This is a genomic window from Rhizobium sp. Root1204, assembly GCF_001424965.1.
Lineage (GTDB): Bacteria > Pseudomonadota > Alphaproteobacteria > Rhizobiales > Rhizobiaceae > Pararhizobium.
Genome location: NZ_LMCZ01000012.1, coordinates 287,823 through 309,760 on the forward strand (window position 1 = coordinate 287,823; position 21,938 = coordinate 309,760).

Sequence of the window (21,938 nt, forward strand, 5' to 3'; positions counted from 1 at the left end):
AGAATACGGCAGCAGCCGTGCCATTTCGACACACTCCGCGCTGGCATGCTCTATGCATGGAGCGTGGAAAGGATTCGCCATGCTCACCAGACGCCTGCTCCTGTCTTCGATCGCCTCCCTGGCCTGCCTGGAGGCCATCGCCGCCGCCCTCAAGCCGGCTCAGACTGGCCTGCGAGGCACCATCGATATTTCCGGATATGGGGTCAGGCCGGGCAAAACCGGAGATCAAAGCAAGGCGCTCGACCGGCTCTTCAAAGAGGCTGCCGAAAAGGGATTGCCGGTTTTTTTGCCCGCTGGTGATTACCATCTGTCGGGGGTCTCCCTGCCCGACAACCTGTGGCTCAGCGGTGTCCCGGGCCAGACCCGGCTGATCCATGCCGGCGGCGGCAGCTTCATCTCCGGTGAAGCTCTCACGAGGATTACCCTGTCGGACCTTGCTTTCGACGGTGGCGGTAAATCCCTTGGGGACGACGTGCAGGGGCTTCTCAATTTGCGCGGCGTCACCGATCTCAAAATCGAGAACTGCACGATCACCGGCTCCGCCAGACACGGCATCAACGCCGAGCGCTGCGGTGGCCGCATCACCGGCAACAGCATTTCACAGGCGGCCTTTTCCGGCCTCTACGCGGTGGAAAGCGAACGGCTGGCGATCACCGCCAACACGGTATCGGACTGCGGCAATGGCGGCATTCTCGTGCATCGCTGGGAGCTGGGCGAAGACAACACGATCGTCAGCGGCAACCGCGTGTTCAAGATTGGTGCAAAGGATGGCGGCACCGGCGAAAATGGCAATGGGATCAGTGTTTTTCGCGCCGGCAATGTGATGATCATGGACAATCACATCTCTGACTGTGCCTTCTCCGCCATACGCGCCAACGCCGCCACCAATGTGCAGATTTCCAACAACAAGTGCCTGCGTTCCGGTGAGACAGCGATCTATTCCGAGTTCGGTTTTCAGGGCGCCATCGTCTCCGGCAATCTGGTCGATGGCGCCGCCAACGGCATCCTGATCGTCAATTTCGACGAGGGTGGCAGGCTTGCGACTGTCAGCGACAATATCATCCGCAACCTGCATCCCGATGGGCCCTACATTCACGATGGTGCCGGTTTCGGTTTCGGCATTGCGGCGGAGGCGGACACGGTGATTTCGGGTAACGTCATCGAAAACGCACCGAAATGGGGCCTGATGCTCGGTTGGGGGCCCTATATGCGCGGCATCGTCGCGACCGGCAATCTGGTGCGCGACGCCGGTGGCGGCTGCGCGGTTACGGTGGTCGAAGGGGCCGGCACCGCGCTCATCGCCAACAACCTGTTCCTGGACGTCAAGGACGGCGCGGTGTTCGGCTACCGCTGGAACGAGAAATCCACCGGTGATCTTCTGGTGGGGGGAAGCGAGGCCTTCGCGCACCTGACCCTCACCGGTAACCGCATGGCCTAAAACCGCTCACATCAAAAGATTTCATGTCAGATATCACCGCTCTGCGCTTCAAGCCCCGATCCGCTTGGAATAGTTTGCTACGAAAATCAAACGGAGGGACAGACATGCTGACAATCTACGGCGTTTACTGCTCGCGGGCCTCGCGCAACTACTGGATGGCGGAGGAACTCGGCATTCCCTTTCAGTCCGTGCCGGTGATCCAGGCACGCAGGCTGGCCGATCCGCTGGCCGCAGACGCGCAGATGAATACGAAGTCGCCCTCCTTCCTCGCCGTCAACCCGATGGGGCTGATCCCGGCGATCGAGGATGAGGGACTGGTCCTGGCTGAATCGCTTGCCAACAATCTCTATCTCGCCCGCAAGCACGGCGGCCCGCTGGCCGGAGCAACCGTGCGCGAAGAGGGCGAAATGACCGCCTGGACCCTGTGGGCGGCAACCGAGGTCGAACCGCATACGGTGAAGATCGTGCTGACCTACGACAACAATCAGGAAAACACCCCGGCCGGCAAGGCACTGATCGAATCCTGCGTGAAGGGGCTGGAGCGTCCACTTGCACGGCTCGAACAGCACCTGCTGACAGCGAACTATGTCGTCGGCAACCGTTTCACCGTCGCCGATCTCAATCTGGCAGAAGTGCTGCGTTATGCGATGAGCGAGACCTACCTGTTCGATAGATACCCCGCCGTCAGGGCCTGGCTTACCCGCTGCCATGCACGGCCGGCATTCGAGGCAATGATGGCCGGACGGCGCAGAGAAACGCAGGCCGCCTGACACCTATTCGAAACCCAGACGCCGCATGCTTCCGGCAATTTCGTCACGTACCCATTGCTTGAAGGCCAAAACCGTCTTGGTTTCGCGGCGCGAGGGCGGCGTGACAAAATAATGCGCGAACCCTGTTGCCGCCCGCAGGGGAAAAGGCATGACCAGCCGCTTTTCGATCAGGGAATAGGCGGCCAGCGTCTGCCAGGCAAGCATTACCCCCTGCCCGGCAATCGCCGCATCAAGGCAGAGAGACGCATCGTTGAAGACATGCCGCGTCACCATCTGCTCTCCCGAGAGCCCCACCTCGCGCAGCCACATCTCCCAACTGAGGGTGGAATGACCATCGATGATGGCCGGAATTTTCAGAATATCCGCCGGCTCCTTCAGTTTTTCTGCAATGGCGGGAGAGCAGACGGGAAAGACCTCCTGTGCCAACAGAAGCTCAGCCTTGACGCCCGGCCAATCGCCGGCGCCGACGCGGATGCCGATATCAACGCCGGCGCTTTCCAGATTGACCAGCGCTGTCGTCGCATCGATGCGCAGCCGGATATCCGGGTGCTTTTCGGTAAACCGGTCCAGACGGTGGACCAGCCACCGAGCGGCGAAAACCGGAGCGACCGAGATCGTCAGGATCGTCTCGTCCCGCCGCCTTGCCGAGGCGACGGCCTGATCCAGCACTTCGAAGCCGCTGGTCAGGCTGGGCAGAAAACTTTCCCCAAACGGGGTGGCTACCAGGCCGCGCGGGCTGCGCTCGAAAAGGATGCGGCCAAGCTGTTTCTCGGTCTTGATGATCTGCTGGCTAACGGCACCGATGGTGACGCCAAGTTCGTCCGCGGCCGCCTGCAGCGAGCCGAGGCGGCCGGTCGCCTCAACCGCCCGCAATCCATTCAGGTGAATGCTGTTGAGGTCCTTCATATAGTTTTCCTATAACCACTGCGGCACAATCTCAATTGAAATTGCTGAGAACAAGGAGGATCATTGCACCATTGAACAAGGATGGTGATGCCATGTTGAAGATTTTCTCGATACTTGAGCACCTGCTTCCGGCACCGGCAGACGATGACGCACAGGCAAGCTGGGGTCGCGACCTGCTGCGTCATCCGGACATTGCCCGGATGGATACGCGTGAACTGGGCGACCTGCCCTTTCCGGGCAATCCCGTGCGGTTATCACCGAAGCTGCCCTGCGAGGCATGCCGGGCCTGAGCCACATCTGGAGGCTTGAACCGTGTGCGGTTTCAGCAGACAGTGATCTGTCCCGGCGGGCAGGATCATGACCGGCAATCAGGACACGGATTTCGAACGCGTAACGCGGCTCGCCACGGCGGCGGGCCTGCCAGAGATTGCGCCGGGGACCTCCTATGGAACGCCAGCACTTCTGGTGCGGGGCAAGATGTTCGTGCGCATCAAGGAAGCAGGCATCCTGGTCGTCATGTGCGCGACTGAGGAAAAGGCCATGCTGATGGAGTTGGCGCCGGAATTCTACTTCGAAACCGATCACTACAAGGGCTGGCCGGCCATGCTGGTCCGGCTTGACGTCATCGGCGACCGGGATTTGACGCAGCGACTGATCAGCGCCTGGCGGCAGAAGGCGCCGAAGCCCTTGCCGCCAGTTTTACTGCGCCTGCGGCGCCTTGGCCTAACCGCCAGTGACGGATAGAACCTTTTTCACGGCAGGACGTTCAGCCATGCGCAGGCTGTGTTCGTAGACTTTCGGGAAGCGCCTGGGATCGACACCGTCGCCTTCCAGCCAGCTCGTAAAGGTAAACAGGTATGGGTCAGCGATCGAAAAGGTTTCCCCCATCACCCAAGGCCCGGAAAACATGGTGGTTTCGATCAGATCGAAGCACTCACTCATATTGCTGGCCACCTTCAACGTCATAGCCTCTATGACCGCCGGATCATCGGCCCAGCGGCTGCCACGGCGCTTGTGAGCGTGCGCGACATGCACAGTCGAGCACAGATAGGCATTGAAGGACTGAATGCGCGCAAACTCGAATGGATCCTGCGGGACACCGATCGGCGTACCTGCAAAGCTTTGGCCTATATAGGCAAGGATGGCGGGAGATTCAGTAATGACACCGCGATCCGTCACAAGGGCCGGAACGCGGCCCTTCGGATTGAGGCGCAGGAATTCGGGTGCGCGCTGCTGCTGCTTGCCGAAATCGATCCTTTCGGCCTCATAAACCGCGCCGGCTTCTTCCAGGGCAATATGCGATGCCTGCGAGCAGCTTCCGGGCGAAAAATACAGCTTCAACATGCAGGCTCTCCATTCATCCACCGGCGGCAGGCCGGTATGCTCCAGCGGGAAACATACCAACCACGCCGAATGTTCGCCAGTCATTTGCCAGTGATCATGCCCGTATGGTCACGGCACAGCCCGGAACATCCTCGAGCCGGAAATAGACCGGAATGCCGCGCTCGCGGGCAATCCGCACGTCATTGTCGGCACCCTTGCTTTCGCCCGGCAGGCGCAGGACAGCCTCGCACAGCTGCAGAAGCCGTCCGGCGACGGGATGGAATATCTCCTCGTAGAGTTCGTCGCCAACTTCACGTCCGCCCGCCGCATGCCAGATCGGCAACGCCACCCATTCACCGATCATCGGCACGTGGCCCGCCTGAAACAGCGCATGCGACGGCGCTTCCAGACGCCTGAGGTTTGCCGCCATCTTTTCCGGATCGTCGCCGGTGCCGGACCGGTAGGGACCCGCAATCAAGATCAGCATGATCATCTCCATAAATTGCACGATATTTCCATATTATTCTGGATATTTCACGATAAATCATGCAATATCGTGCATAGTCAAGATATGATTTGGAGACAAAAATGCTGACGTCCCAACGGCGGGCACTGATCTCGGCACGGCTGGCCAGCGACGGGCAGATCGTAGCCGGCGAACTGGCGCAAGAACTCGAGCTGTCGGAAGACACGATCCGGCGCGACTTGCGTGACATGGCGGCGGCCGGTCTGTTGAAGCGGGTGCATGGTGGCGCTTTACCGGTGACGCCGCCGCTGCCGGATATCGAAACCCGCCAGACGATGTCTCCCGACATCAAGAAACGGCTGGGGCGCAAGGCAGCGGAACTGGTGCGGGCGGGGCAACTGGTCTTCATCGATGGCGGCACGACCAATGCCGAACTGGTGCGCGCCCTGCCGCGTGAAATGCCGCTGACAATCGCGACGCACAGCCCGGCAATCGCAGCGCTTTTGGAAAAGAACCGGGCCGAGGTGATCCTGATCGGCGGCCGGCTCTACAAGCACTCGATGGTCTCGACGGGCGCGACGGCCCTTGCGGCAATCGGCATGATGCGCCCCGACATCTTCTTCCTCGGCGCGACGGCCATCCATCCGGCGCGCGGCCTTTCGACCGGCGATTACGAGGAAGCCGCCGTCAAACGCGCCATTGCGGCACGCTCGGCAGAAACGGTGGCATTGCTGACGGAGGAAAAACTCGGCACCGTCTCACCGCACCACATCACCGGCATCGAGGACATGTCGGCCCTCATCATACCCGCCGGCATGGCACCCGAGACCAGCGCGCCCTACCGGCAGACGGCGATGCGGATCATTGAGGCGTGAGGTTCAGGCAAAAGCGCCGGTGACCCTGACATCGCCGACATGGATGCCGTTCCAGTTTTTCATCGAATGGTTGGCCTGCGCCATCAGGCTTTGGTGCAATTCCGGTTCATCGTTGAAGAAGCGCGCGAGCGTGGCGGCGACCATCGCTTCGGCGGCGCGGGTGGTGCCATCCTCGCATTTCAGCGCGATCGCGATGCCCTTTTCCGGGATGGCGGCGCAGAACACGCCTTCGGCACCGGTCTTGGCGAAGATGCGACCGGGTGCCGTCTGCATCAGTCTTGTGCAGGCGCGCTTGCTGCCCGCGACATAGAAGGGCTCAGCCATGCAGGCTTCGATCAGGCGCTTTGAGGCTTTGGCGCGCAGCGGTTCAAGGCCAGTGCCCGTTGCCATTTTGGCAAAGCCATGGGCAAGGCCCTTCAAAGGCACGGCGTAGGTCGGGATCGAGCAGCCATCGGTGCCGCAATTGTCATGGGCAAGGACCGCGCCCGTCAGGCTTTCCATGACACCGCGGATTTCGCGCTGCAGGGGATGATCATAGGTGACGTAGCCGGTGGGCTCCTCGCCGCTATGGCAGCAGGCACAGATGAAGCCGGCATGTTTGCCGGAGCAATTGTTGTGCAGCGCCGAAGGATGTTCCAGCGCCCGCGCCTGGCTGATGATGGTGTCCTGATTGAACGACCAGTGGGCGCCGCATTCGAGCGTCGAGACGTCCCTGCCCGCTGCCGACAGCATTTCTGCGGCGAGCGCCACGTGTTCCGGCTCGCCATTGTGCGAGGAGCAGGAGAGCGCCAAGGCCCGCTTGTCGAAACCGTAGGCATCGGCTGCCCCCGTTTCCATCAGCGGCAGCGCCTGCATGGCCTTGCAGGCCGAGCGCGGGAAGACGCCAACGTCGGTATCGCCGAGCGAAAACACGGTCTTGCCATCCCCATCGACGACGATGACCATGCCGCGATGGCGGCTTTCGACCAGATTACCACGCGTGACTTCAACAAGAACCGGGTTCGACATGGTTGTGCCCTCAAAAATCCAACATCTGCCCTGTCTTTAGACCAAGACAGAGCAACGCAAAACCCGGACGGACCCATGAAATTTTTCCGCAAGCTGTTTCTTGCCATCCTGTTCGTCTATCTGCTGCCGGCGCTCGCCTCCGCAGGCTGGTGGTATGTCAAGGAAAGGCCGGAAAACTGGCGCGAGGCGGACTGGACCTCCGCCCATATCCTGCCGAAACCGCAGGACGATCCGGATGCGGCGATCTATATCTTTTCCGCCACGACAGGCGGCATGAAGGGGGCAGTTGCCAGCCATTCCTGGATCGTCACCAAGGGACGCGACGATACGGCCTATAATCGTTACGACAAGGTCGGCTGGGGCTCGCCGATCCGCCGCAACGGCTATCCGGCCGATGCGCGTTGGTACTCCAACACGCCGAACCTGGTGACCAGCGTCAGAGGCGACGAGGCCACCCGCCTGATTTCGAAGGTCGAGCAGGCAATCCAGTCCTACCCCTATGCGACATCAGGCGCCTACCGGATCTGGCCGGGACCGAACTCCAACACGTTCGTCGCCCATGTGCTGCGCTCTGTGCCTGAACTCGGCGCGGTTCTACCGCCGGATGCAGTCGGCCGCGACTACCTGCCGGAGGGCAAGCTATTTTCGATCGATGCCGACGGAATGGACATGCATGCGACGCTGTACGGACTGCTCGGCGTTTCAGCCGGCGTTCGGAGCGGGCTTGAGGTCCATTTCATGGGATTGGTGGCGGGGATTGATGTAATGCGCCCGGCCGTGAAGATACCGGCACTGGGGCGGTTCGGGGTTTAGAAGACAAACAAAAAGGGCCGCTTCACAGCGGCCCTCCATGAGTTTTGGCCAGGTAAAAGGCCCGGACCGTATCTTCTCAGAGACACGACCCGCAGGAAGGCGGGTTCAGATCGAGGGCTGCCTCGTTCCGATCACTACAACTCCCATGCCCTTTACGAGGTTTAAAATCTCATTAGACACTGGATCACCTTCCTTTCGTTCAATTGAAGATAAGTTAAAGGTAGTCCGATTCTTGCCGATTGCAAGAGCAGTCCGGATAAGACTTTAGAAGGTCATGACGATCTTGCCGATATGATCGCCGGCCTCCATCAAACGATGTGCTTCCGCGACCTTGGTGAACGGCACGATCGCGTGCATCACCGGCGCAATGTCGCCGTCTTCCAGAAGCGGCCAGACATTGTCTTCAAGATCGTCGCGGATCGATTCCTTCTCGGAGGCCGTGCGTGGACGCATGGCCGAGCCCATGATGTGCAGGCGCTTGCCAAGAATGGCGGCGATGTTGGCTTTTTCGACGGTGGCACCTCCAAGAAAAGCGATGATCGACAGGCGGCCATCCTTGGCGAGTGAGCCGATGTTACGATCAAAATAGGGACCACCGACCATGTCGAGAATGACATCGACGCCCATGCCGCCGGTTTCCTCAAGAATGACCGCCTTGAAATCCTGCTCGCGGTAATTGATCGCCCGCTTGGCACCCAGCGAAACGCAGGCATCGCATTTGTCCTTGCTGCCGGCCGTCACGAAGACTTCGGCGCCGAAGGCGCGGGCAAGCTGGATGGCGGTGGTGCCGATGCCACTCGAGCCGCCGTGAATGAGAATCTTTTCGCCTTCGACCAGATCGGCCATCTGGAAGACGTTGGCCCAGACGGTGAAGAAGGTTTCCGGCAGGGCCGCCGCGCGCGCCGCATCGTAGCCTTTCGGCCAGGGCATCGCCTGCGTTGCCGGAAGGGCGCAGAATTCGGCATAACCGCCGCCATTGGCAAGGCCACAGACCTTATCACCGACGATGAACCCTTCGGCGCCCTCGCCCATGGCCACGACTTCACCGGCCACTTCCAGCCCAAGGATCGGGCTTGCGCCCGGCGGCGGCGGATAATTTCCGAGCCGCTGCAGCACATCCGGCCGATTGACCCCTGCCGCCTCGACACGGATCAGGATGTCGCCGGGCTTCAGATCCGGCAATGGACCGCGGGCCAGAACCATCTTTTCCGGTCCACCGGGGGACGGAAGGTCGACATAGGTCATTTCGCTCGGCAGGGTCACGGTGTTCTCCTTGATAGATGCTGACCGGTTATCTAGCGCGCCGGTTAAAAACGGCAAAGCAATTCAAACTGCTGACAAACGCATTTTCTACGGCAAAGCCGCTGTCTTGGCATCCGCTATCCACATCGCTCCGACTTGAGGGGCATTGAGCGTCAAACGCTGCGCTGCATCGTGGCAAAATTAAGCCTGCCACTCCCCTGCAAACATTAAGTTTCTTTAATTTGAAACCACCCAAAACCCGGCTTAGCCTCGCAGCCGAACCGGGAGCCACCGGCGGTCCCCACCGCGACGCGACGGACTTCTGACGGTTTGCGATGACCGGTCCCGATGCAGGGACCAAATAAGGACGACACCATGCGTGCCCTTCTGACCTCGTTGACGATCCTTTCCGCCATCTCCCTGTCTTCTACCGCCTTTGCGGCAAGCACCACGACCGGCACCATCCGCGCCTATGACATGAAGGCGATGACCGTGACCTTGAAGAACGGCACCCAATACATGCTACCTGCGTCATTCAAGAATCCGGGGCTCAAGGTCGGTGAAAAGGTGACAATCGCCTATGAGACGATGGGCAAGAAGCATCAGGCAACATCAGTGACGCCTGTCATGAAGTGACGCCTACACCGTCCGCATGAGCGTACCCGATCGCGGCTAGACGCTTCGGGATCATGCAGAAGCGGGCTGGAACCCATGATGGGTTTCAGCCCGTTTTTTCGTTTTCAGATGATGAAGGAAAGAGGATCAGGCCGCCTCGCCGAACAGATCGAAAACCAGGCCGTCATCGCTTTCCTTGGCCCGGCTCTTGATTTCGGCAATACGGGCGCTGACGGCCTGGGCGTCGGAAAAGACAAAGCCTTCCGGCAGGATCAGCACGGCGACCGAGCAGCGCATCAACGGAAAGATGGTGGGCTCGCCGCTGCGTCCATGGCCGGTCATGTAACCCGCCTGCTGGTGCTCTGCCGAATAGAGTTGGCGCACGTCGCTGCGGAATTCCGCAAGAACACGAGAGAGAACGGTCGCAACCTCCTCGCGCGTCCAGCCGCTGACGCCGATGAAGAAATCGTCGCCGCCGACATGGCCGAGAAATTTTTCCTCGCCAATGAAGTGGCGGCGCATCAGGGCGGCAAACAGCGAGATCGCCAGATCGCCCTTCTGGAAGCCGTAGTGATCGTTGAACGGTTTGAAGCTGTCGAAATCGCAGTAACAGAAATAGCGCGCCTCGTCGGCGTCAAGCACGGCGCCCTGGACATAATCGCGAATGGCGCGATTTCCCGGCAGGCCGGTCAAGGGGTTTTGTTCCTGCGCTGTCTTCAGCTGCTTTTCGCTGATGATCTTCAACAGCGACGCCGCCGACAGGATGCCGGCATAGCGCATGTTCTCGGTCAGGATCACGCAATCGCTGCCATCCATGCCGGCAAAGATCTTCAGCATCTCATCGGCCGGCGTCTCGAGATCGGCGATCGGCGCCGGGCTGACGAAATGCGAGATATGACGCTGATAGAGATGGTTCTTCAGCAGATCGCGTCCGAAGGGGTGATAGATCATCTCCTTGACGTGATATTCATGCAGCACACCGCGCGGCTCGCCATTGGCATTCAGCACCGGAAAGAAGCTGCGCTGTGGCGAGCGGCGGAACAGCTCGAACACAGAATCCAGATCGTCGTTTTCGCGCAAAGCCGGCACCTGCTCCACCTGCTTGCGGATGAGGATGCTATCGAGCGAGCTCGACTGACGCCGGGTGCCGGCGGTCTGTTCCAGATGCGGATAGGCCGGCTGCAGATCGGCAAAATGTACGGTTGGGCGGGCAACGAAATAGCCCTGGACGAGATCGCAACCCAGATCGCGGCAGGTGGCGAACTCGGCCTCGGTCTCCACGCCTTCGGCGATCACCCGTGTGCCGAGCACATGGGCAGTGTTGACCGTGTGGCGGACCATGTGGCGCTTGCGGGGACTGGATTCGATGCCCGAAATGAAATGCCGGTCGATCTTCAGATAGTCGACCGGCTGATCGCAGAGCAGTTTCAGGCCGTTGAAGCCAACGCCGAAATCATCGATCGCCAGTTTGAAACCCGCCAGCCGCAGGCGTTTCACCAAGCCGGAATAATCCGGCATCTTGCCGCTGTCGAACCGCTCCGACAGTTCGAAGCAGATCGACGATGGCGGAATGTTCGATCGCTTCAGGTGCTTGCCGAGCCGCTCGACAAGATCGCCTTCGTGGCCGATCAACCGGCTATCGAAATTGACGAACAAGGTTCGTGCAGAAAAATCCGGCAGGCTGGCAAAGCCGGCAAAGGCGCGGGTATTGACCATGTGCTCCAGCGCCAGAAGCTGCCCCGCCTCTTCTGCCTTGTCGAGCAGCTCGATCGGCGACTTGAAACCCAGCCGCTCGAAACCGCGCATCAGCGTTTCGTAGCCGAACACGGCCCCGGTGGCGATCTCGGCGATCGGCTGGAAGGCATTTTCGATCGCAAGCTTGGCCAGCGTGACGATCTGGTCGTCACCGAAACGGCGCAGGGACAGCATTTCGGCGGGGGCAGCGGACATGGGGACTCCGGAGGCGATATCAGATCGCGCGGAGGATCGTCCCGGAAGCCTGAATTTTCCGTTTCCCCAACATGACAGTTTCATGAAAGTTCAATGACTGCCGGGAGTTAGCAGCATCTCACAACCGCCTTCCTGCCAACAGAAAACCAGTCGCTACCCTTTGGCAAGCACGCCGAAGGCGATCAGGGCGAGGCCCTGCATGACCAGATCGATCGCCAGGAACAAGCCGAGGATCCAGAGGCTATTGACCGGCCAGCCGGCGGCGATGATCAGGCCCGCGAGCAACGTGACAAGACCGCCAAGAGCGATCCATCCCCAGCCTGCCAGCGGCCGCAGCTTGAACGCCGTCCATATCCGAAGAACACCGGCAACGATCAGGGCAACGGCCATCATCAATGTCAAGGCGGCAGAGGCAAGCATTGGATTGAGAAAGGCAAAGACGCCGGCGATGGTGTAGCAGGCACCACTGAGGATCCAGTAGAACACACTTTCCCATTTCTTGACCCGGAAGGCCTGCGCCAGATGCAGTATGCCACCGATCAACATGAGCATGCCGACAAAATAGACCGAGGCCGCAGTCGCTGCCATGACATTGCCGAAGGCGATACCGCCAACCATGATCAGCGCCACGCCAAGCGCAACAAACCAGCCCCATTTTTCGCCGAGCGGCGGCCTGAGAGCAATGCCGGAATTCTGAACCATGATACAACCCTCAATTCAACAATGTGAACATTATGTAATCCAAGATAGAATAACAACATTTTAACATGTGAGATCCCGGTTGCGAACCTGCTCTAGATTTTCAGCGCCAGCAGCACCGCACCGCCACCGACCATGCAGACACCAAGCCAATGGGCTGGAGAAAGCCGCTCGCCGAGAAAAAACACGGCGAAAAGGGCGACCAGCACGACGCTCAGCTTATCGACCGGCGCAACCTGGGCCGCATTTCCCATTTTCAGCGCCCGGAAGTAGCACAGCCAGGACGCGCCGGTCGCCAGCCCCGAAAGCACGAGAAACAGCCAGCTCTTGCCCGACACCGACGCCGGCGCCTGCCAGTTGCCCGTCAGGAACAGCATCAGGCCGATCGCAAGCAGGATGACGATCGTACGGACGAAGGTCGCAAAATCCGAATTGACGTTCTCGATGCCGATCTTGGCGAAGATGGCCGTGAGTGCCGCAAACGCAGCGGACAGAAGTGCCCATGCCTGCCAGGAGGAAAACAGATATTTCATAGGCATGGTCCTCTTGCTCTGCCGCGTTCAGCAGCCACTGCCAGTTGAAGCCGAGGCTCGTTTCGATGGCAAGAAAATCCTTTGGCCACAGCCTTCGTTTTTTATTGATTGATGGATCAATCAAAAATACACTGCCGACAACAGGGGAGGAATGATGCCAAAAGTCGGAATGGAACCGGTGCGCCGCAAAGCGCTTGTGGACGCGGCGCTGCATGTGATCGGCGATCAGGGCACGCTGTCGGTCACCATGTCCGACATCGCGCGGCAGGCCGGGGTTTCGGCGGCGCTGGCGCATCATTATTTCGGCAGCAAGGAACAGTTGCTGGTCGAGACCGTACGTTCCCTTCTGAAACAGTTGCGTGACGATACGGTGAAGGCCCTCATGGCCGCTGCAACGCCCCGCGAAAAACTGTCGGCGCTCGTGCGGGTCAGCTTCCAGGCGGATCAATTCGCGCCGGAAACCATCGCGGCCTGGCTGGCCTTCTACTCCGAGGCGCAGCGCTCGGAGGAGACGCGCCGCTTCCTGGTGATCTATGCACGCCGGCTGCATTCCAATCTCGTCGCCAACCTGAAGCAGCTCTGTGTCGCAGATGATGCGCAGCGTATCGCAGAGGGCACCGCAGCAATGATCGACGGGCTTTATATTCGCCGGGCGCTCGGCTCCTCGCCGGTGACGGCGGGCGCCTCGATCGCGCTGACCGACGACTACATCACGCTCAATCTCCATGCCCGCCAGCCACAGGAACATGCCGCATGACCCGGCCGAACATCCTCATCATCATGGTCGACCAGCTGAACGGAAAGTTCTTTCCGGATGGCCCGGCAGAGTTTCTGCACGCGCCGCATATGAAGGCGCTGGCCAAGCGTTCGGCGCGCTTCCGCAACAATTACACCTCCTCGCCGCTCTGCGCCCCTGCCCGCGCCTCGCTGATGGCCGGACAATTGCCGAGCCGGACGCAGGTCTATGACAATGCCGCCGAATATGTCTCGTCGATCCCGACCTATGCCCACCACCTGCGCCGCGCCGGTTATTACACGGCCCTGTCGGGCAAAATGCACTTCGTCGGCCCGGACCAGTTGCATGGTTTCGAGGAGCGGCTGACGACGGATATCTATCCGGCCGATTTCGGCTGGACACCGGATTACCGCAAGCCGGGTGAGCGGATCGACTGGTGGTATCACAATCTCGGCTCCGTCACCGGTGCCGGCGTGGCTGAAATCACCAACCAGATGGAATATGACGACGAGGTGGCGTTTCTGGCCAACCAGAAGCTCTATCACCTCAGCCGCGAACACGGCGATGAGGCCCGCCGTCCTTGGGCGCTCACCGTCTCGTTCACCCATCCGCACGACCCCTATGTCGCACGCCGCAAGTTCTGGGATCTCTACAACGATTGCGATCAGCTTCTGCCGGAAGTCGGCGATATCCCGCTTGCGGAGCAGGACCCGCATTCGCAGCGGCTGATCCATGCCTGCGACTACCAGAATTTCTCCGTCACCGAGGAGAACGTCCGCCGATCGCGGCAGGCCTATTTCGCCAATATTTCCTATCTCGACGAAAAAGTCGGCGAACTCGTCGATACGCTGACCCGCACCCGCATGCTGGACGACACGCTGATCCTGTTCTGCTCGGATCATGGCGACATGCTTGGCGAGCGCGGCCTCTGGTTCAAGATGAACTTCTTCGAGGGCTCGGCCCGCGTGCCGCTGATGGTGGCCGGCCCAGGCATCCCCGCCGGCCTGCATCTGGCACCGACCTCCAATCTCGACCTCACCCCGACGCTCTGCGATCTCGCCGGGATCTCGATGGACGAGATCATGCCCTGGACCGACGGCGAAAGCCTGGTACCGGTGATCAACGGCACTGAGCGCATCGCGCCGGTGCTGATGGAATATGCCGCAGAAGGCTCCTATGCGCCGCTGGTCGGCATCCGCGAAGGCAAGTGGAAGTACGTTCACTGCGCGCTCGATCCGGACCAGCTCTACGATCTCGACGCCGACCCTCTGGAACTCAATAATCTTGCAACGGTTGCCGCCCATGCGCCGACGCTGCGCGCTTTCCAGGCGATGCGCGACAGCCGTTGGGACATGGACGCCTTTGATTCCGCCGTGCGCGAAAGCCAGGCGCGCCGCTGGGTGGTCTACGAGGCGCTCAGGAACGGCGCCTATTATCCGTGGGATCATCAGCCGCTGCAAAAGGCATCCGAGCGCTACATGCGCAACCACATGAATCTCGACAATCTCGAAGAATCCAAACGCTTTCCGCGAGGGGAATGACATGAAAGCCCAACCGCCAGCCTCCCATTTCATCGACGGCGAATATGTCGAGGATATCAACGGCGCTGCCTTCGACAGCATTTACCCGGCGACCGGCGAAGTCATCGCCCGGCTGCATGCCGCCACCCCGGCCATCGTCGACAAGGCGATCGCCAGCGCCAAGCGCGCGCAGGGCGAATGGGCGGCGATGAGCCCGACGGCCCGCGGCCGTATCCTCAAGCGCGCCGCCGATATCATGCGGACACGCAACCGCGAACTGTCGGAGCTTGAAACGCTCGATACCGGCAAGCCGATTCAGGAAACCATCGTCGCCGATCCGACCTCGGGTGCCGATGCGTTCGAATTCTTCGGCGGGGTTGCCGCAGCCGCGCTGAACGGCGACTATATTCCGCTCGGTGGCGATTTTGCCTTTACCAAGCGCGTGCCGCTCGGCGTCTGCGTCGGCATCGGCGCCTGGAACTATCCGCAGCAGATCGCCTGCTGGAAGGGCGCTCCGGCGCTGATTGCCGGCAATGCCATGGTCTTTAAGCCGTCCGAGAACACCCCGCTCGGCGCGCTGAAGATCGCCGAGATCCTGTTTGAGGCCGGCCTGCCGAAGGGGCTTTACAACGTCATCCAGGGCGACCGCACGACCGGGCCGCTGCTGGTCAATCACAAGGACGTCGCCAAGGTTTCGCTGACCGGCTCGGTCGAGACCGGCCGCAAGGTGGCGGGGGCTGCAGCCTCGAGCCTGAAGCACGTGACGATGGAGCTTGGCGGCAAGTCGCCGCTGATCGTCTTTGACGACGCCGATCTGGAAAGCGCCATCGGCGGCGCCATGCTCGGCAATTTCTATTCGACTGGCCAGGTCTGTTCGAACGGCACCCGCGTCTTCGTGCAGAAGGGCATCAAGGACAAGTTCCTTGCCCGTCTCAAGGAGCGCACCGAAAAGATCATCATCGGCGACCCAATGGCCGAGGAAACCCAACTTGGGCCGATGGTCTCGCGCGCCCAACTCGACAAGGTGTTTGCCTATATCGAAAAAGGCAAGGCTGAGGGGGCGACGCTTCTGACCGGCGGCGGCATTCCCAATTCAGTGTCTGCCGAGGGCACCTACATCCAGCCGACCGTGTTTGCCGATGTCACCGACACCATGACCATCGCCCGCGAAGAAATCTTCGGGCCGGTCATGTGCGTACTTGATTTCGACCACGAGGACGACGTGATCGCCCGAGCCAATGGCACCGAGTTCGGGCTTTCGGCCGGTGTCTTCACGGCGGACCTTACTCGTGCGCACCGTGTGGTGGACCGGCTGGAGGCAGGCACGCTGTGGATCAACACCTACAATCTCGCCCCGGTGGAAGTGCCGTTCGGCGGATCGAAGCAATCCGGCTTCGGGCGGGAGAACTCGCTGGCGGCGCTCAATCACTACACGGAACTGAAGAGCGTCTATGTGGCGATGGGACCGGTGCAGTCGCCGTATTAATTTAAGAGGTGTTTCGTGTCAGTCGTAGTGTCGAGGTATCGGGCGTTTATTCGCCGCCCTGCGCAGGCGTTCATTGTAGCGCGCAAGGAAGATGCCGATGGGGACGCATACGGCACACCAGAGTGTCAGAGACCAGCCTGTTTGGAAGTGCAGGAATATCGCAGAAAAGAGAGCAGCCCCAAAAAAGAGCTTCTTCCTGTTTTGTCGTTTGAAAGGCTCGAGAATTTTCCCGTTTTCGTTGTCCCGCATATCGCGGTAGACATTGACGGTACTGGCAAACTTCTCTTCCCGACTGTTTTCCGCCTGCTGGCGACTATTCCTCGCGCGCTCAAGACGCTTGAACATTCTACGACTAAAAGTCTCGGAAGCCACGTTTCGTAAACCTCTAATATCCCTCACCAACGATGTGTCACTTATTGTGGCGTTGCTCAAGACGATACAACCATTCCGGTTAATAAACCCAACTATAACTGTCGGATCGCCCCATGCAGAACGCAGCAGACTTCGTCATCATCGGCTCGGGCTCCGCAGGCTCCGCACTCGCCTACCGCCTGTCGGAGGACGGCAAGAATACAGTGCTGGTGCTGGAATTCGGCGGCAGCGATTTCGGGCCGTTTATCCAGATGCCGGCGGCGCTGGCATGGCCGATGAGCATGAGCCGTTACAACTGGGGTTATCTCTCCGAGCCCGAGCCGAACCTCAACAACCGGCGGATCACCGCGCCGCGCGGCAAGGTGATCGGCGGGTCGTCGTCGATCAACGGCATGGTCTATGTGCGCGGCTCGGCTGAGGATTATACCCGCTGGGAAGACGACGGCGCCAAGGGATGGGGTTATGCCGATGTGCTGCCCTACTTCAAGCGGATGGAACATTCGCATGGCGGCGAAGAGGGCTGGCGCGGCACCGACGGGCCGCTGCATGTGCGGCGCGGGCCAAACAAGAACCCGCTGTTCCATGCCTTTGTCGAGGCCGGAAAACAGGCAGGCTTCGAGCTGACCGACGACTATAACGGCTCCAAGCAGGAAGGTTTCGGCCTGATGGAGCAAACGGTGCACAACGGCAAGCGCTGGTCGGCGGCATCCGCCTACCTGAAGCCTGCGCTGAAGCGCCCGAATGTCGACCTGATCCGCTGCTATGCGCGAAAAATCGTCATCGAGAATGGCCGGGCTGTTGGCGTCGAGATCGAGCGCGGCGGCAAGATCGAGGTGGTGAAGGCCAACCGCGAGGTGATCGTCTCGGCCTCGTCGTTCAACTCGCCGAAGCTTTTGATGCTGTCGGGCATCGGTCCGGGCGCGCATCTGAAGGAGATGGGCATCGAGGTGAAGGCCGACCGGCCGGGCGTCGGCGCCAATCTACAGGACCATATGGAATTCTATTTCCAGCAGGTCTCGACCAAGCCGGTGTCGCTCTATTCCTGGCTGCCCTGGTTCTGGCAGGGGGTTGCCGGCGCGCAGTGGATGTTCACCAAATCCGGGCTTGGCACCTCCAACCAGTTCGAGGCCTGCGCATTCCTGCGATCGGCGCCGGGCGTCAAGCAGCCGGATATTCAATATCACTTCCTGCCGGTGGCGATTTCCTATGATGGCAAGGCGGCGGCAAAGAGCCACGGCTTCCAGGTGCATGTCGGCTACAATCACTCGAAATCACGTGGCGCGGTGACGCTGCGCTCGCCGGACGTGAAAGCCGATCCGGTCATCCAGTTCAACTATATGAGCCATCCGGAAGACTGGGAGAAATTCCGCCACTGCGTCCGCCTCACCCGCGAGATCTTTGGCCAGCAGGCATTCGATCAGTATCGCGGCCCAGAGATCCAGCCCGGCGAGAACGTCCAGACCGACGACCAGATCGACGCCTTCCTGCGAGAACATCTGGAAAGCGCCTATCACCCCTGCGGCACCTGCCGGATGGGCGATGCCCGCGATCCGACGGCGGTGGTCGATCCCGAAACCCGCGTGATCGGCGTCGACGGATTGCGCGTTGCGGATTCATCGATCTTCCCGCATGTCACCTACGGCAATCTCAACGGCCCCTCGATCATGACCGGCGAAAAGGCTGCCGACCACATTCTCGGCAAGCAGCCCCTGCCCCGCTCGAACCAGGAGCCGTGGATCAATCCACGCTGGGCGGTCAGCGACCGGTAAACCCTGGCAGCAAGCTGCACCCCGCGGCAAAACGGCTTGGCCTTCAAACCTCCGGCGCGGCTTTCCTGCGCCGGACGAGATTGCACAAATCGGGGCTTTCTGGCTACGAAACGTGCATAATCCTAAAGTACAACTTATAATTTAAGCATTTTTAATCTTCGATTGTTAATTTTGTTGACAGAGCGGACACTTGGCGGCGGCCCATGATGGGACATCGCCCTCTGTTTCCGGTGTCGCGCCCGATCGTCATACCCACCTTGCCAAGGCCAGTCGTTGACGAATGCCGTCGCTTTCTTGCGCCGTCATCGCATGCGGACGCGTGCCTTGCCGGCAACCGAGAAGTAGATTCATGACAATCAAATCACGCCTGCTCACCTGCCTGTTTCTGGTCGCTCTTTCCATGGTCGTCTTGATCGCGACGGCTTTCAGCGCGATGAACTCCATTTCCAAGCGCACCGAATCGATCGTCGCCGACCGGCTGGTACCGGTGGCGCAGCTGAAGACCGTTGCCGACATGTATGCCGTCAATATCGTCGATACCGCCCACAAGGTGCGCAGCGGCGCACTCGACTGGAATACCGGCGCCAAGGCCGTTACGGATGCCCTTTTGACCATCGAGGTGAAATGGTTTGCCTATGAGGCAACCAAGCTGACGGAAGCGGAAAAATTGCTGGCCGATGCGTTCGATACCGCACGCGCCGCCAGTGCCGCTGCAATACAGAACCTGCTTGATATCATGCAGCGGCGCGACGGCCCGGCGTTCGAACATTTCATCGACAAGGAACTCTACACCGTTATCGACCCGCTTAGCCTGCGGATCGGCGAACTGATCGAACTGCAGCTAACAGAGGCCAACCGCGAACTGCTGGCTGCCAAGGCGGAGAAGGACAGTCTCGTCCTGTCGAAAGCGGCCATTGCCGCCTTCGCGATGGCGGTGCTGGCGGCGACCGTCTGGTTCGTTATTGCCGGGGTCTTCAAACCGTTGACGCGGTTGCGCGAAGCCATGCGCCAGCTGGCAGGCGGCAATCTTGGCGTGGCGATCTTCGGCGAAGGCCGCCGTGACGAGATTGGCCAGATGGCTGGCGCCATCGCGGTCTTCCGCGACAATGCCCTTGATCGCCAGCGCCTTGAAGAAGAAGCCGAGAGCAACCGGTCGCTGTCCGAGCGTGACCGGCAGGAGCGCGAAGCCCAGAAGGCGGCCGAAGCGGCAGAGGTGCAATCGGCCGTCTCCGCGCTTGCCTTCGGCCTCGACAAGCTGGCGGAAGGCGACCTCACCTACCGGATCGATACGGCCCTTGCCGCCCATCTCGATGCGCTGCGCAGCAACTTCAACAGTTCGGTCGGCAATCTCGAGGATGCGCTGCGATCGGTCGGCGAGACCGCCCGCGGCATCAGCGCCGGGGCAACGGAAATCCGCTCGGCTGCTGCCGATCTGTCCAAGCGCACCGAACAGCAAGCAGCTTCCGTCGAGGAGACAGCGGCAGCGCTCGACCAGATCTCGGTCACCGTGTCGGATGCCAGCAAGCGGGCGGAGGAAGCAGGCTCACTGGTGGGCCGCACCCGCAACGCTGCGGAACGGTCCGGCGAGATCGTCGGCAATGCCATTGATGCGATGAGCGGCATCGAAGCCTCGTCGCGGGAAATCTCCAACATTATCGGCGTCATTGATGACATCGCCTTCCAGACTAACCTTCTTGCCTTGAATGCCGGCGTCGAGGCCGCGCGGGCGGGTGAAGCCGGAAAGGGCTTTGCCGTCGTCGCCCAGGAGGTGCGCGAGCTTGCCCAGCGCTCCGCCCAGGCGGCCCGGGAGATCAAGACCCTGATCGCCGCCTCCAGCAACCAGGTCCGCTCCGGCGTCTCGCTGGTGCGCGAGACCGGAACGGCGCTGGAAGGCATCATCGCCGAAGTCCAGGAGATCAGCATCCATGTAACGGCGATCGTTGAAAGTGCGCGCGAACAATCCTCCGGCATCAAGCAGATCAACACCGCCGTCAACACGATCGACCAGGGCACGCAGCAGAATGCCGCCATGGTTGAAGAATCGACAGCCGCCAGCCACAGCCTTGCCAGTGAGGCTGGCGCACTGACGCAACTGTTGACCCGCTTCAAAACGGGCAGAGGAAACCAAGCCGGCCGCGAGATGAAAGCGTCGATGCCAGATCGCAGTTATACCAATGGCTTACGCCAGTTTGGTGTAGCATCCTGACCGCTTGCCCGGTGATGGACGACTAAAGGGAGCCGGGCTTATCGTCCGGCTTCCTTTCCGCTTCACGCCCCTTAACAACATGTCCGGCAATCCCGCCGCCCCATCGTGCAATTGTTGAATCCGGCGAACGTCTTAGGCGCATATCCTTGGAAACAGATTCAGCCGTCCATTCGATCAGCCCGGCAGACGGTTCAGCTGCTCGCCATGCGCATGCGCGTTCACAGCCGCAGTGTCAGGAATTTGACCAAGCCTGACCCGGCGCACGCGTGCATTCATCCAGTGGCGCACGGCATTCCGATAGAGAAACCGGCGAAACCACCCCACCCCCTGCCGGTGCAGCGCATAGAAATCGTCCGGGCTATCGAATAGCCCAAGGTCGGCATTGATGCCGGTTTTCTGAATGTAAGTATCCTGGCCGGTCCAATCGACCGGTGGCGCATTCAAGCAATCGGTCCCGGCGCCAAAACCGCAGAGATCATTGCCCGCCCCGCCAAATTTCTCCTGAAGAGCGGACAGGAACGGCCGGTCGAGAATGAAGCCTTCGAGATTGATCCAGCGGCCGTCATGATAGATTTCGACCCAGCTGTGAAGGACGTTATCGGGAACAAGACCGTAGACCAGTTCCGGCACCACGCCGCGCTGCAATGCCTTGTGGATCGTGAAACCGTGAAGGCGGCACGGTATTCCGAGCGCCCTCAGCAGAGCCATCAGCAGCGTTGCCTTGGTGTTGCACTGGCCATATCCATCGCCAAGGACGGCCGATGCCGGGATATTATCGTCGCGATTGTATCCGAATGCGATCTGATCGCGCACGAAGGTGTAGGCGGCACCGATCCGCTCGAACGCATCAAGCCGTTGCCAGCCTTTCGTGACGATCAAGGCGGGAATCACGCCTGCGCCAAAATCCAGTAGCGGTGTCTGCGTCAGGTATGTGTCGCTCATTTTCCGTTTCCCCCTCTCTATGGAAACGCCTTGTAATTCCTCTAGCGGCTAGAGGGTCAACAGCTATACCGCAGTCTTTTCCGCCATCGGCTGTTGTGCCGGTATCGTCCAGATGCCGATGACAGTCTTCGTCAGCGACTGACAATAACGGGAAACAGGACCTTGAACCGAGGTTCGCTCAACCGCAATAAGCTATAAAAATCATAGATTTTATGCTTAAAATCACGGATTTTGACGCTATTCTGCGTTTTTTGCCGATCGGAGAGATA

At 60.3% G+C, this 21,938-nt stretch carries 22 protein-coding genes; 13 read left to right on the forward strand and 9 right to left on the reverse strand.

Translation table 11 applies throughout. The features are described 5' to 3' along the window. The first annotated feature begins 79 nt into the window (after nucleotides 1–79). The gene (locus ASC96_RS14525; RefSeq protein WP_060503755.1) at nucleotides 80–1,438 is read left to right on the forward strand and encodes a TIGR03808 family TAT-translocated repetitive protein; all 1,359 of its coding nucleotides are present in this window, start codon (nucleotides 80–82) and stop codon (nucleotides 1,436–1,438) included. Nucleotides 1,439–1,542: 104 nt separating this feature from the next. Continuing rightward, nucleotides 1,543–2,208, forward strand: coding sequence for a glutathione S-transferase family protein (locus tag ASC96_RS14530; RefSeq protein WP_060503756.1), 666 nt, complete (start codon nucleotides 1,543–1,545; stop codon nucleotides 2,206–2,208). Between the two features lie 3 nt (nucleotides 2,209–2,211). Here ASC96_RS14530 and ASC96_RS14535 read toward each other — a convergent pair whose 3' ends face one another. After that, the gene (locus tag ASC96_RS14535; protein WP_060503757.1) at nucleotides 2,212–3,114 is read right to left on the reverse strand and encodes a LysR substrate-binding domain-containing protein; all 903 of its coding nucleotides are present in this window, start codon (nucleotides 3,112–3,114) and stop codon (nucleotides 2,212–2,214) included. Between the two features lie 92 nt (nucleotides 3,115–3,206). Between ASC96_RS14535 and ASC96_RS14540 the strand changes: the two genes are divergently transcribed. Both ASC96_RS14540 and ASC96_RS14545 read left to right on the forward strand, forming a co-directional pair. After that, on the forward strand, nucleotides 3,207–3,404 hold the full coding sequence (locus ASC96_RS14540; protein WP_060503830.1) for a hypothetical protein: 198 nt from the start codon (nucleotides 3,207–3,209) through the stop codon (nucleotides 3,402–3,404). A gap of 67 nt (nucleotides 3,405–3,471) precedes the next feature. Then, a complete protein-coding gene (locus tag ASC96_RS14545) occupies nucleotides 3,472–3,858 on the forward strand; it encodes an MmcQ/YjbR family DNA-binding protein (RefSeq protein ID WP_060503758.1) in 387 nt (128 codons plus the stop codon). Here the strand turns inward: ASC96_RS14545 and ASC96_RS14550 are convergent. Together ASC96_RS14550 and ASC96_RS14555 are read right to left on the reverse strand one after the other, a co-directional pair. Further along, a complete protein-coding gene (locus ASC96_RS14550; RefSeq protein WP_060503759.1) occupies nucleotides 3,838–4,458 on the reverse strand; it encodes a glutathione S-transferase family protein in 621 nt (206 codons plus the stop codon). The genes ASC96_RS14545 and ASC96_RS14550 overlap by 21 nt on opposite strands. A 94-nt stretch (nucleotides 4,459–4,552) precedes the next feature. After that, the gene (locus tag ASC96_RS14555) at nucleotides 4,553–4,924 is read right to left on the reverse strand and encodes a hypothetical protein (protein ID WP_060503831.1); all 372 of its coding nucleotides are present in this window, start codon (nucleotides 4,922–4,924) and stop codon (nucleotides 4,553–4,555) included. A gap of 101 nt (nucleotides 4,925–5,025) precedes the next feature. On the opposite strand from ASC96_RS14555, the gene ASC96_RS14560 reads away from it, so the two are divergent. Continuing rightward, nucleotides 5,026–5,778, forward strand: a complete 753-nt coding sequence (locus ASC96_RS14560; protein WP_060503760.1) for a DeoR/GlpR family DNA-binding transcription regulator — start codon at nucleotides 5,026–5,028, stop codon at nucleotides 5,776–5,778. A 3-nt stretch (nucleotides 5,779–5,781) separates the two neighbouring features. On the opposite strand, the gene ASC96_RS14565 is transcribed toward ASC96_RS14560, so the two are convergent. Next, nucleotides 5,782–6,786 carry an asparaginase gene (locus tag ASC96_RS14565; RefSeq protein WP_060503761.1) on the reverse strand — a complete coding sequence of 335 codons (1,005 nt, stop codon included), beginning with the start codon at nucleotides 6,784–6,786 and terminating at the stop codon, nucleotides 5,782–5,784. A gap of 75 nt (nucleotides 6,787–6,861) precedes the next feature. Between ASC96_RS14565 and ASC96_RS14570 the strand changes: the two genes are divergently transcribed. Beyond that, nucleotides 6,862–7,599, forward strand: coding sequence for a DUF3750 domain-containing protein (locus ASC96_RS14570; RefSeq protein WP_060503762.1), 738 nt, complete (start codon nucleotides 6,862–6,864; stop codon nucleotides 7,597–7,599). A 264-nt stretch (nucleotides 7,600–7,863) separates the two neighbouring features. On the opposite strand, the gene ASC96_RS14575 is transcribed toward ASC96_RS14570, so the two are convergent. Beyond that, entirely contained in the window at nucleotides 7,864–8,862 is a 999-nt protein-coding gene (locus ASC96_RS14575) for an NAD(P)H-quinone oxidoreductase (RefSeq protein ID WP_060503763.1), read from the reverse strand. Nucleotides 8,863–9,216: 354 nt separating this feature from the next. Here ASC96_RS14575 and ASC96_RS14580 point away from each other — a divergent pair, with 354 nt between their 5' ends. Further along, the gene (locus ASC96_RS14580) at nucleotides 9,217–9,477 is read left to right on the forward strand and encodes a DUF1344 domain-containing protein (RefSeq protein WP_060508694.1); all 261 of its coding nucleotides are present in this window, start codon (nucleotides 9,217–9,219) and stop codon (nucleotides 9,475–9,477) included. A 126-nt stretch (nucleotides 9,478–9,603) separates the two neighbouring features. Here ASC96_RS14580 and ASC96_RS14585 read toward each other — a convergent pair whose 3' ends face one another. From ASC96_RS14585 to ASC96_RS14595, 3 genes are all read right to left on the reverse strand, one after another. After that, nucleotides 9,604–11,406 carry an EAL domain-containing protein gene (locus ASC96_RS14585; RefSeq protein WP_060503765.1) on the reverse strand — a complete coding sequence of 601 codons (1,803 nt, stop codon included), beginning with the start codon at nucleotides 11,404–11,406 and terminating at the stop codon, nucleotides 9,604–9,606. Between the two features lie 153 nt (nucleotides 11,407–11,559). Then, complete coding sequence (locus ASC96_RS14590; RefSeq protein ID WP_060503766.1) at nucleotides 11,560–12,108, reverse strand: HdeD family acid-resistance protein; 549 nt, start codon at nucleotides 12,106–12,108, stop codon at nucleotides 11,560–11,562. Nucleotides 12,109–12,200: 92 nt separating this feature from the next. Continuing rightward, nucleotides 12,201–12,638, reverse strand: a complete 438-nt coding sequence (locus ASC96_RS14595; RefSeq protein ID WP_060503832.1) for an EamA family transporter — start codon at nucleotides 12,636–12,638, stop codon at nucleotides 12,201–12,203. A gap of 154 nt (nucleotides 12,639–12,792) precedes the next feature. Between ASC96_RS14595 and betI the strand changes: the two genes are divergently transcribed. The 6 genes from betI (at nucleotide 12,793) to ASC96_RS31700 (ending at nucleotide 20,727) form a co-directional block, all read left to right on the forward strand. Next, the gene (gene betI, locus ASC96_RS14600) at nucleotides 12,793–13,395 is read left to right on the forward strand and encodes a transcriptional regulator BetI (RefSeq protein ID WP_060503833.1); all 603 of its coding nucleotides are present in this window, start codon (nucleotides 12,793–12,795) and stop codon (nucleotides 13,393–13,395) included. Further along, the gene (gene betC / locus ASC96_RS14605; protein ID WP_060503767.1) at nucleotides 13,392–14,915 is read left to right on the forward strand and encodes a choline-sulfatase; all 1,524 of its coding nucleotides are present in this window, start codon (nucleotides 13,392–13,394) and stop codon (nucleotides 14,913–14,915) included. The genes betI and betC overlap by 4 nt, the downstream gene beginning before the upstream one ends. A gap of 1 nt (nucleotide 14,916) precedes the next feature. Further along, nucleotides 14,917–16,380 carry a betaine-aldehyde dehydrogenase gene (gene betB, locus ASC96_RS14610; RefSeq protein ID WP_060503768.1) on the forward strand — a complete coding sequence of 488 codons (1,464 nt, stop codon included), beginning with the start codon at nucleotides 14,917–14,919 and terminating at the stop codon, nucleotides 16,378–16,380. Between the two features lie 15 nt (nucleotides 16,381–16,395). After that, a complete protein-coding gene (locus ASC96_RS33520) occupies nucleotides 16,396–16,761 on the forward strand; it encodes a hypothetical protein (protein ID WP_156393794.1) in 366 nt (121 codons plus the stop codon). A 104-nt stretch (nucleotides 16,762–16,865) separates the two neighbouring features. Beyond that, nucleotides 16,866–18,521, forward strand: coding sequence for a choline dehydrogenase (gene betA, locus ASC96_RS14620; RefSeq protein ID WP_060503770.1), 1,656 nt, complete (start codon nucleotides 16,866–16,868; stop codon nucleotides 18,519–18,521). Nucleotides 18,522–18,870: 349 nt separating this feature from the next. After that, on the forward strand, nucleotides 18,871–20,727 hold the full coding sequence (locus tag ASC96_RS31700; RefSeq protein WP_082512071.1) for a methyl-accepting chemotaxis protein: 1,857 nt from the start codon (nucleotides 18,871–18,873) through the stop codon (nucleotides 20,725–20,727). 174 nt (nucleotides 20,728–20,901) lie between these two features. On the opposite strand, the gene ASC96_RS14630 is transcribed toward ASC96_RS31700, so the two are convergent. Then, nucleotides 20,902–21,669: a transglutaminase family protein gene (locus tag ASC96_RS14630; protein WP_060503771.1), complete on the reverse strand. Its 768-nt coding sequence runs from the start codon at nucleotides 21,667–21,669 to the stop codon at nucleotides 20,902–20,904. Nucleotides 21,670–21,938: the final 269 nt, after the last annotated feature.

Coding starts and splice junctions, on each gene's coding strand:
- ASC96_RS14525 (WP_060503755.1), top strand. CDS start 80: ATGCTCACCAGACGCCTGCTCCTGTCTTCGATCGCCTCCCTGGCCTGC.
- ASC96_RS14530 (WP_060503756.1), top strand. CDS start 1,543: ATGCTGACAATCTACGGCGTTTACTGCTCGCGGGCCTCGCGCAACTAC.
- ASC96_RS14535 (WP_060503757.1), bottom strand. CDS start 3,114: ATGAAGGACCTCAACAGCATTCACCTGAATGGATTGCGGGCGGTTGAG.
- ASC96_RS14540 (WP_060503830.1), top strand. CDS start 3,207: ATGTTGAAGATTTTCTCGATACTTGAGCACCTGCTTCCGGCACCGGCA.
- ASC96_RS14545 (WP_060503758.1), top strand. CDS start 3,472: ATGACCGGCAATCAGGACACGGATTTCGAACGCGTAACGCGGCTCGCC.
- ASC96_RS14550 (WP_060503759.1), bottom strand. CDS start 4,458: ATGTTGAAGCTGTATTTTTCGCCCGGAAGCTGCTCGCAGGCATCGCAT.
- ASC96_RS14555 (WP_060503831.1), bottom strand. CDS start 4,924: ATGCTGATCTTGATTGCGGGTCCCTACCGGTCCGGCACCGGCGACGAT.
- ASC96_RS14560 (WP_060503760.1), top strand. CDS start 5,026: ATGCTGACGTCCCAACGGCGGGCACTGATCTCGGCACGGCTGGCCAGC.
- ASC96_RS14565 (WP_060503761.1), bottom strand. CDS start 6,786: ATGTCGAACCCGGTTCTTGTTGAAGTCACGCGTGGTAATCTGGTCGAA.
- ASC96_RS14570 (WP_060503762.1), top strand. CDS start 6,862: ATGAAATTTTTCCGCAAGCTGTTTCTTGCCATCCTGTTCGTCTATCTG.
- ASC96_RS14580 (WP_060508694.1), top strand. CDS start 9,217: ATGCGTGCCCTTCTGACCTCGTTGACGATCCTTTCCGCCATCTCCCTG.
- ASC96_RS14585 (WP_060503765.1), bottom strand. CDS start 11,406: ATGTCCGCTGCCCCCGCCGAAATGCTGTCCCTGCGCCGTTTCGGTGAC.
- ASC96_RS14590 (WP_060503766.1), bottom strand. CDS start 12,108: ATGGTTCAGAATTCCGGCATTGCTCTCAGGCCGCCGCTCGGCGAAAAA.
- ASC96_RS14595 (WP_060503832.1), bottom strand. CDS start 12,638: ATGAAATATCTGTTTTCCTCCTGGCAGGCATGGGCACTTCTGTCCGCT.
- betI (WP_060503833.1), top strand. CDS start 12,793: ATGCCAAAAGTCGGAATGGAACCGGTGCGCCGCAAAGCGCTTGTGGAC.
- betC (WP_060503767.1), top strand. CDS start 13,392: ATGACCCGGCCGAACATCCTCATCATCATGGTCGACCAGCTGAACGGA.
- betB (WP_060503768.1), top strand. CDS start 14,917: ATGAAAGCCCAACCGCCAGCCTCCCATTTCATCGACGGCGAATATGTC.
- betA (WP_060503770.1), top strand. CDS start 16,866: ATGCAGAACGCAGCAGACTTCGTCATCATCGGCTCGGGCTCCGCAGGC.
- ASC96_RS31700 (WP_082512071.1), top strand. CDS start 18,871: ATGACAATCAAATCACGCCTGCTCACCTGCCTGTTTCTGGTCGCTCTT.
- ASC96_RS14630 (WP_060503771.1), bottom strand. CDS start 21,669: ATGAGCGACACATACCTGACGCAGACACCGCTACTGGATTTTGGCGCA.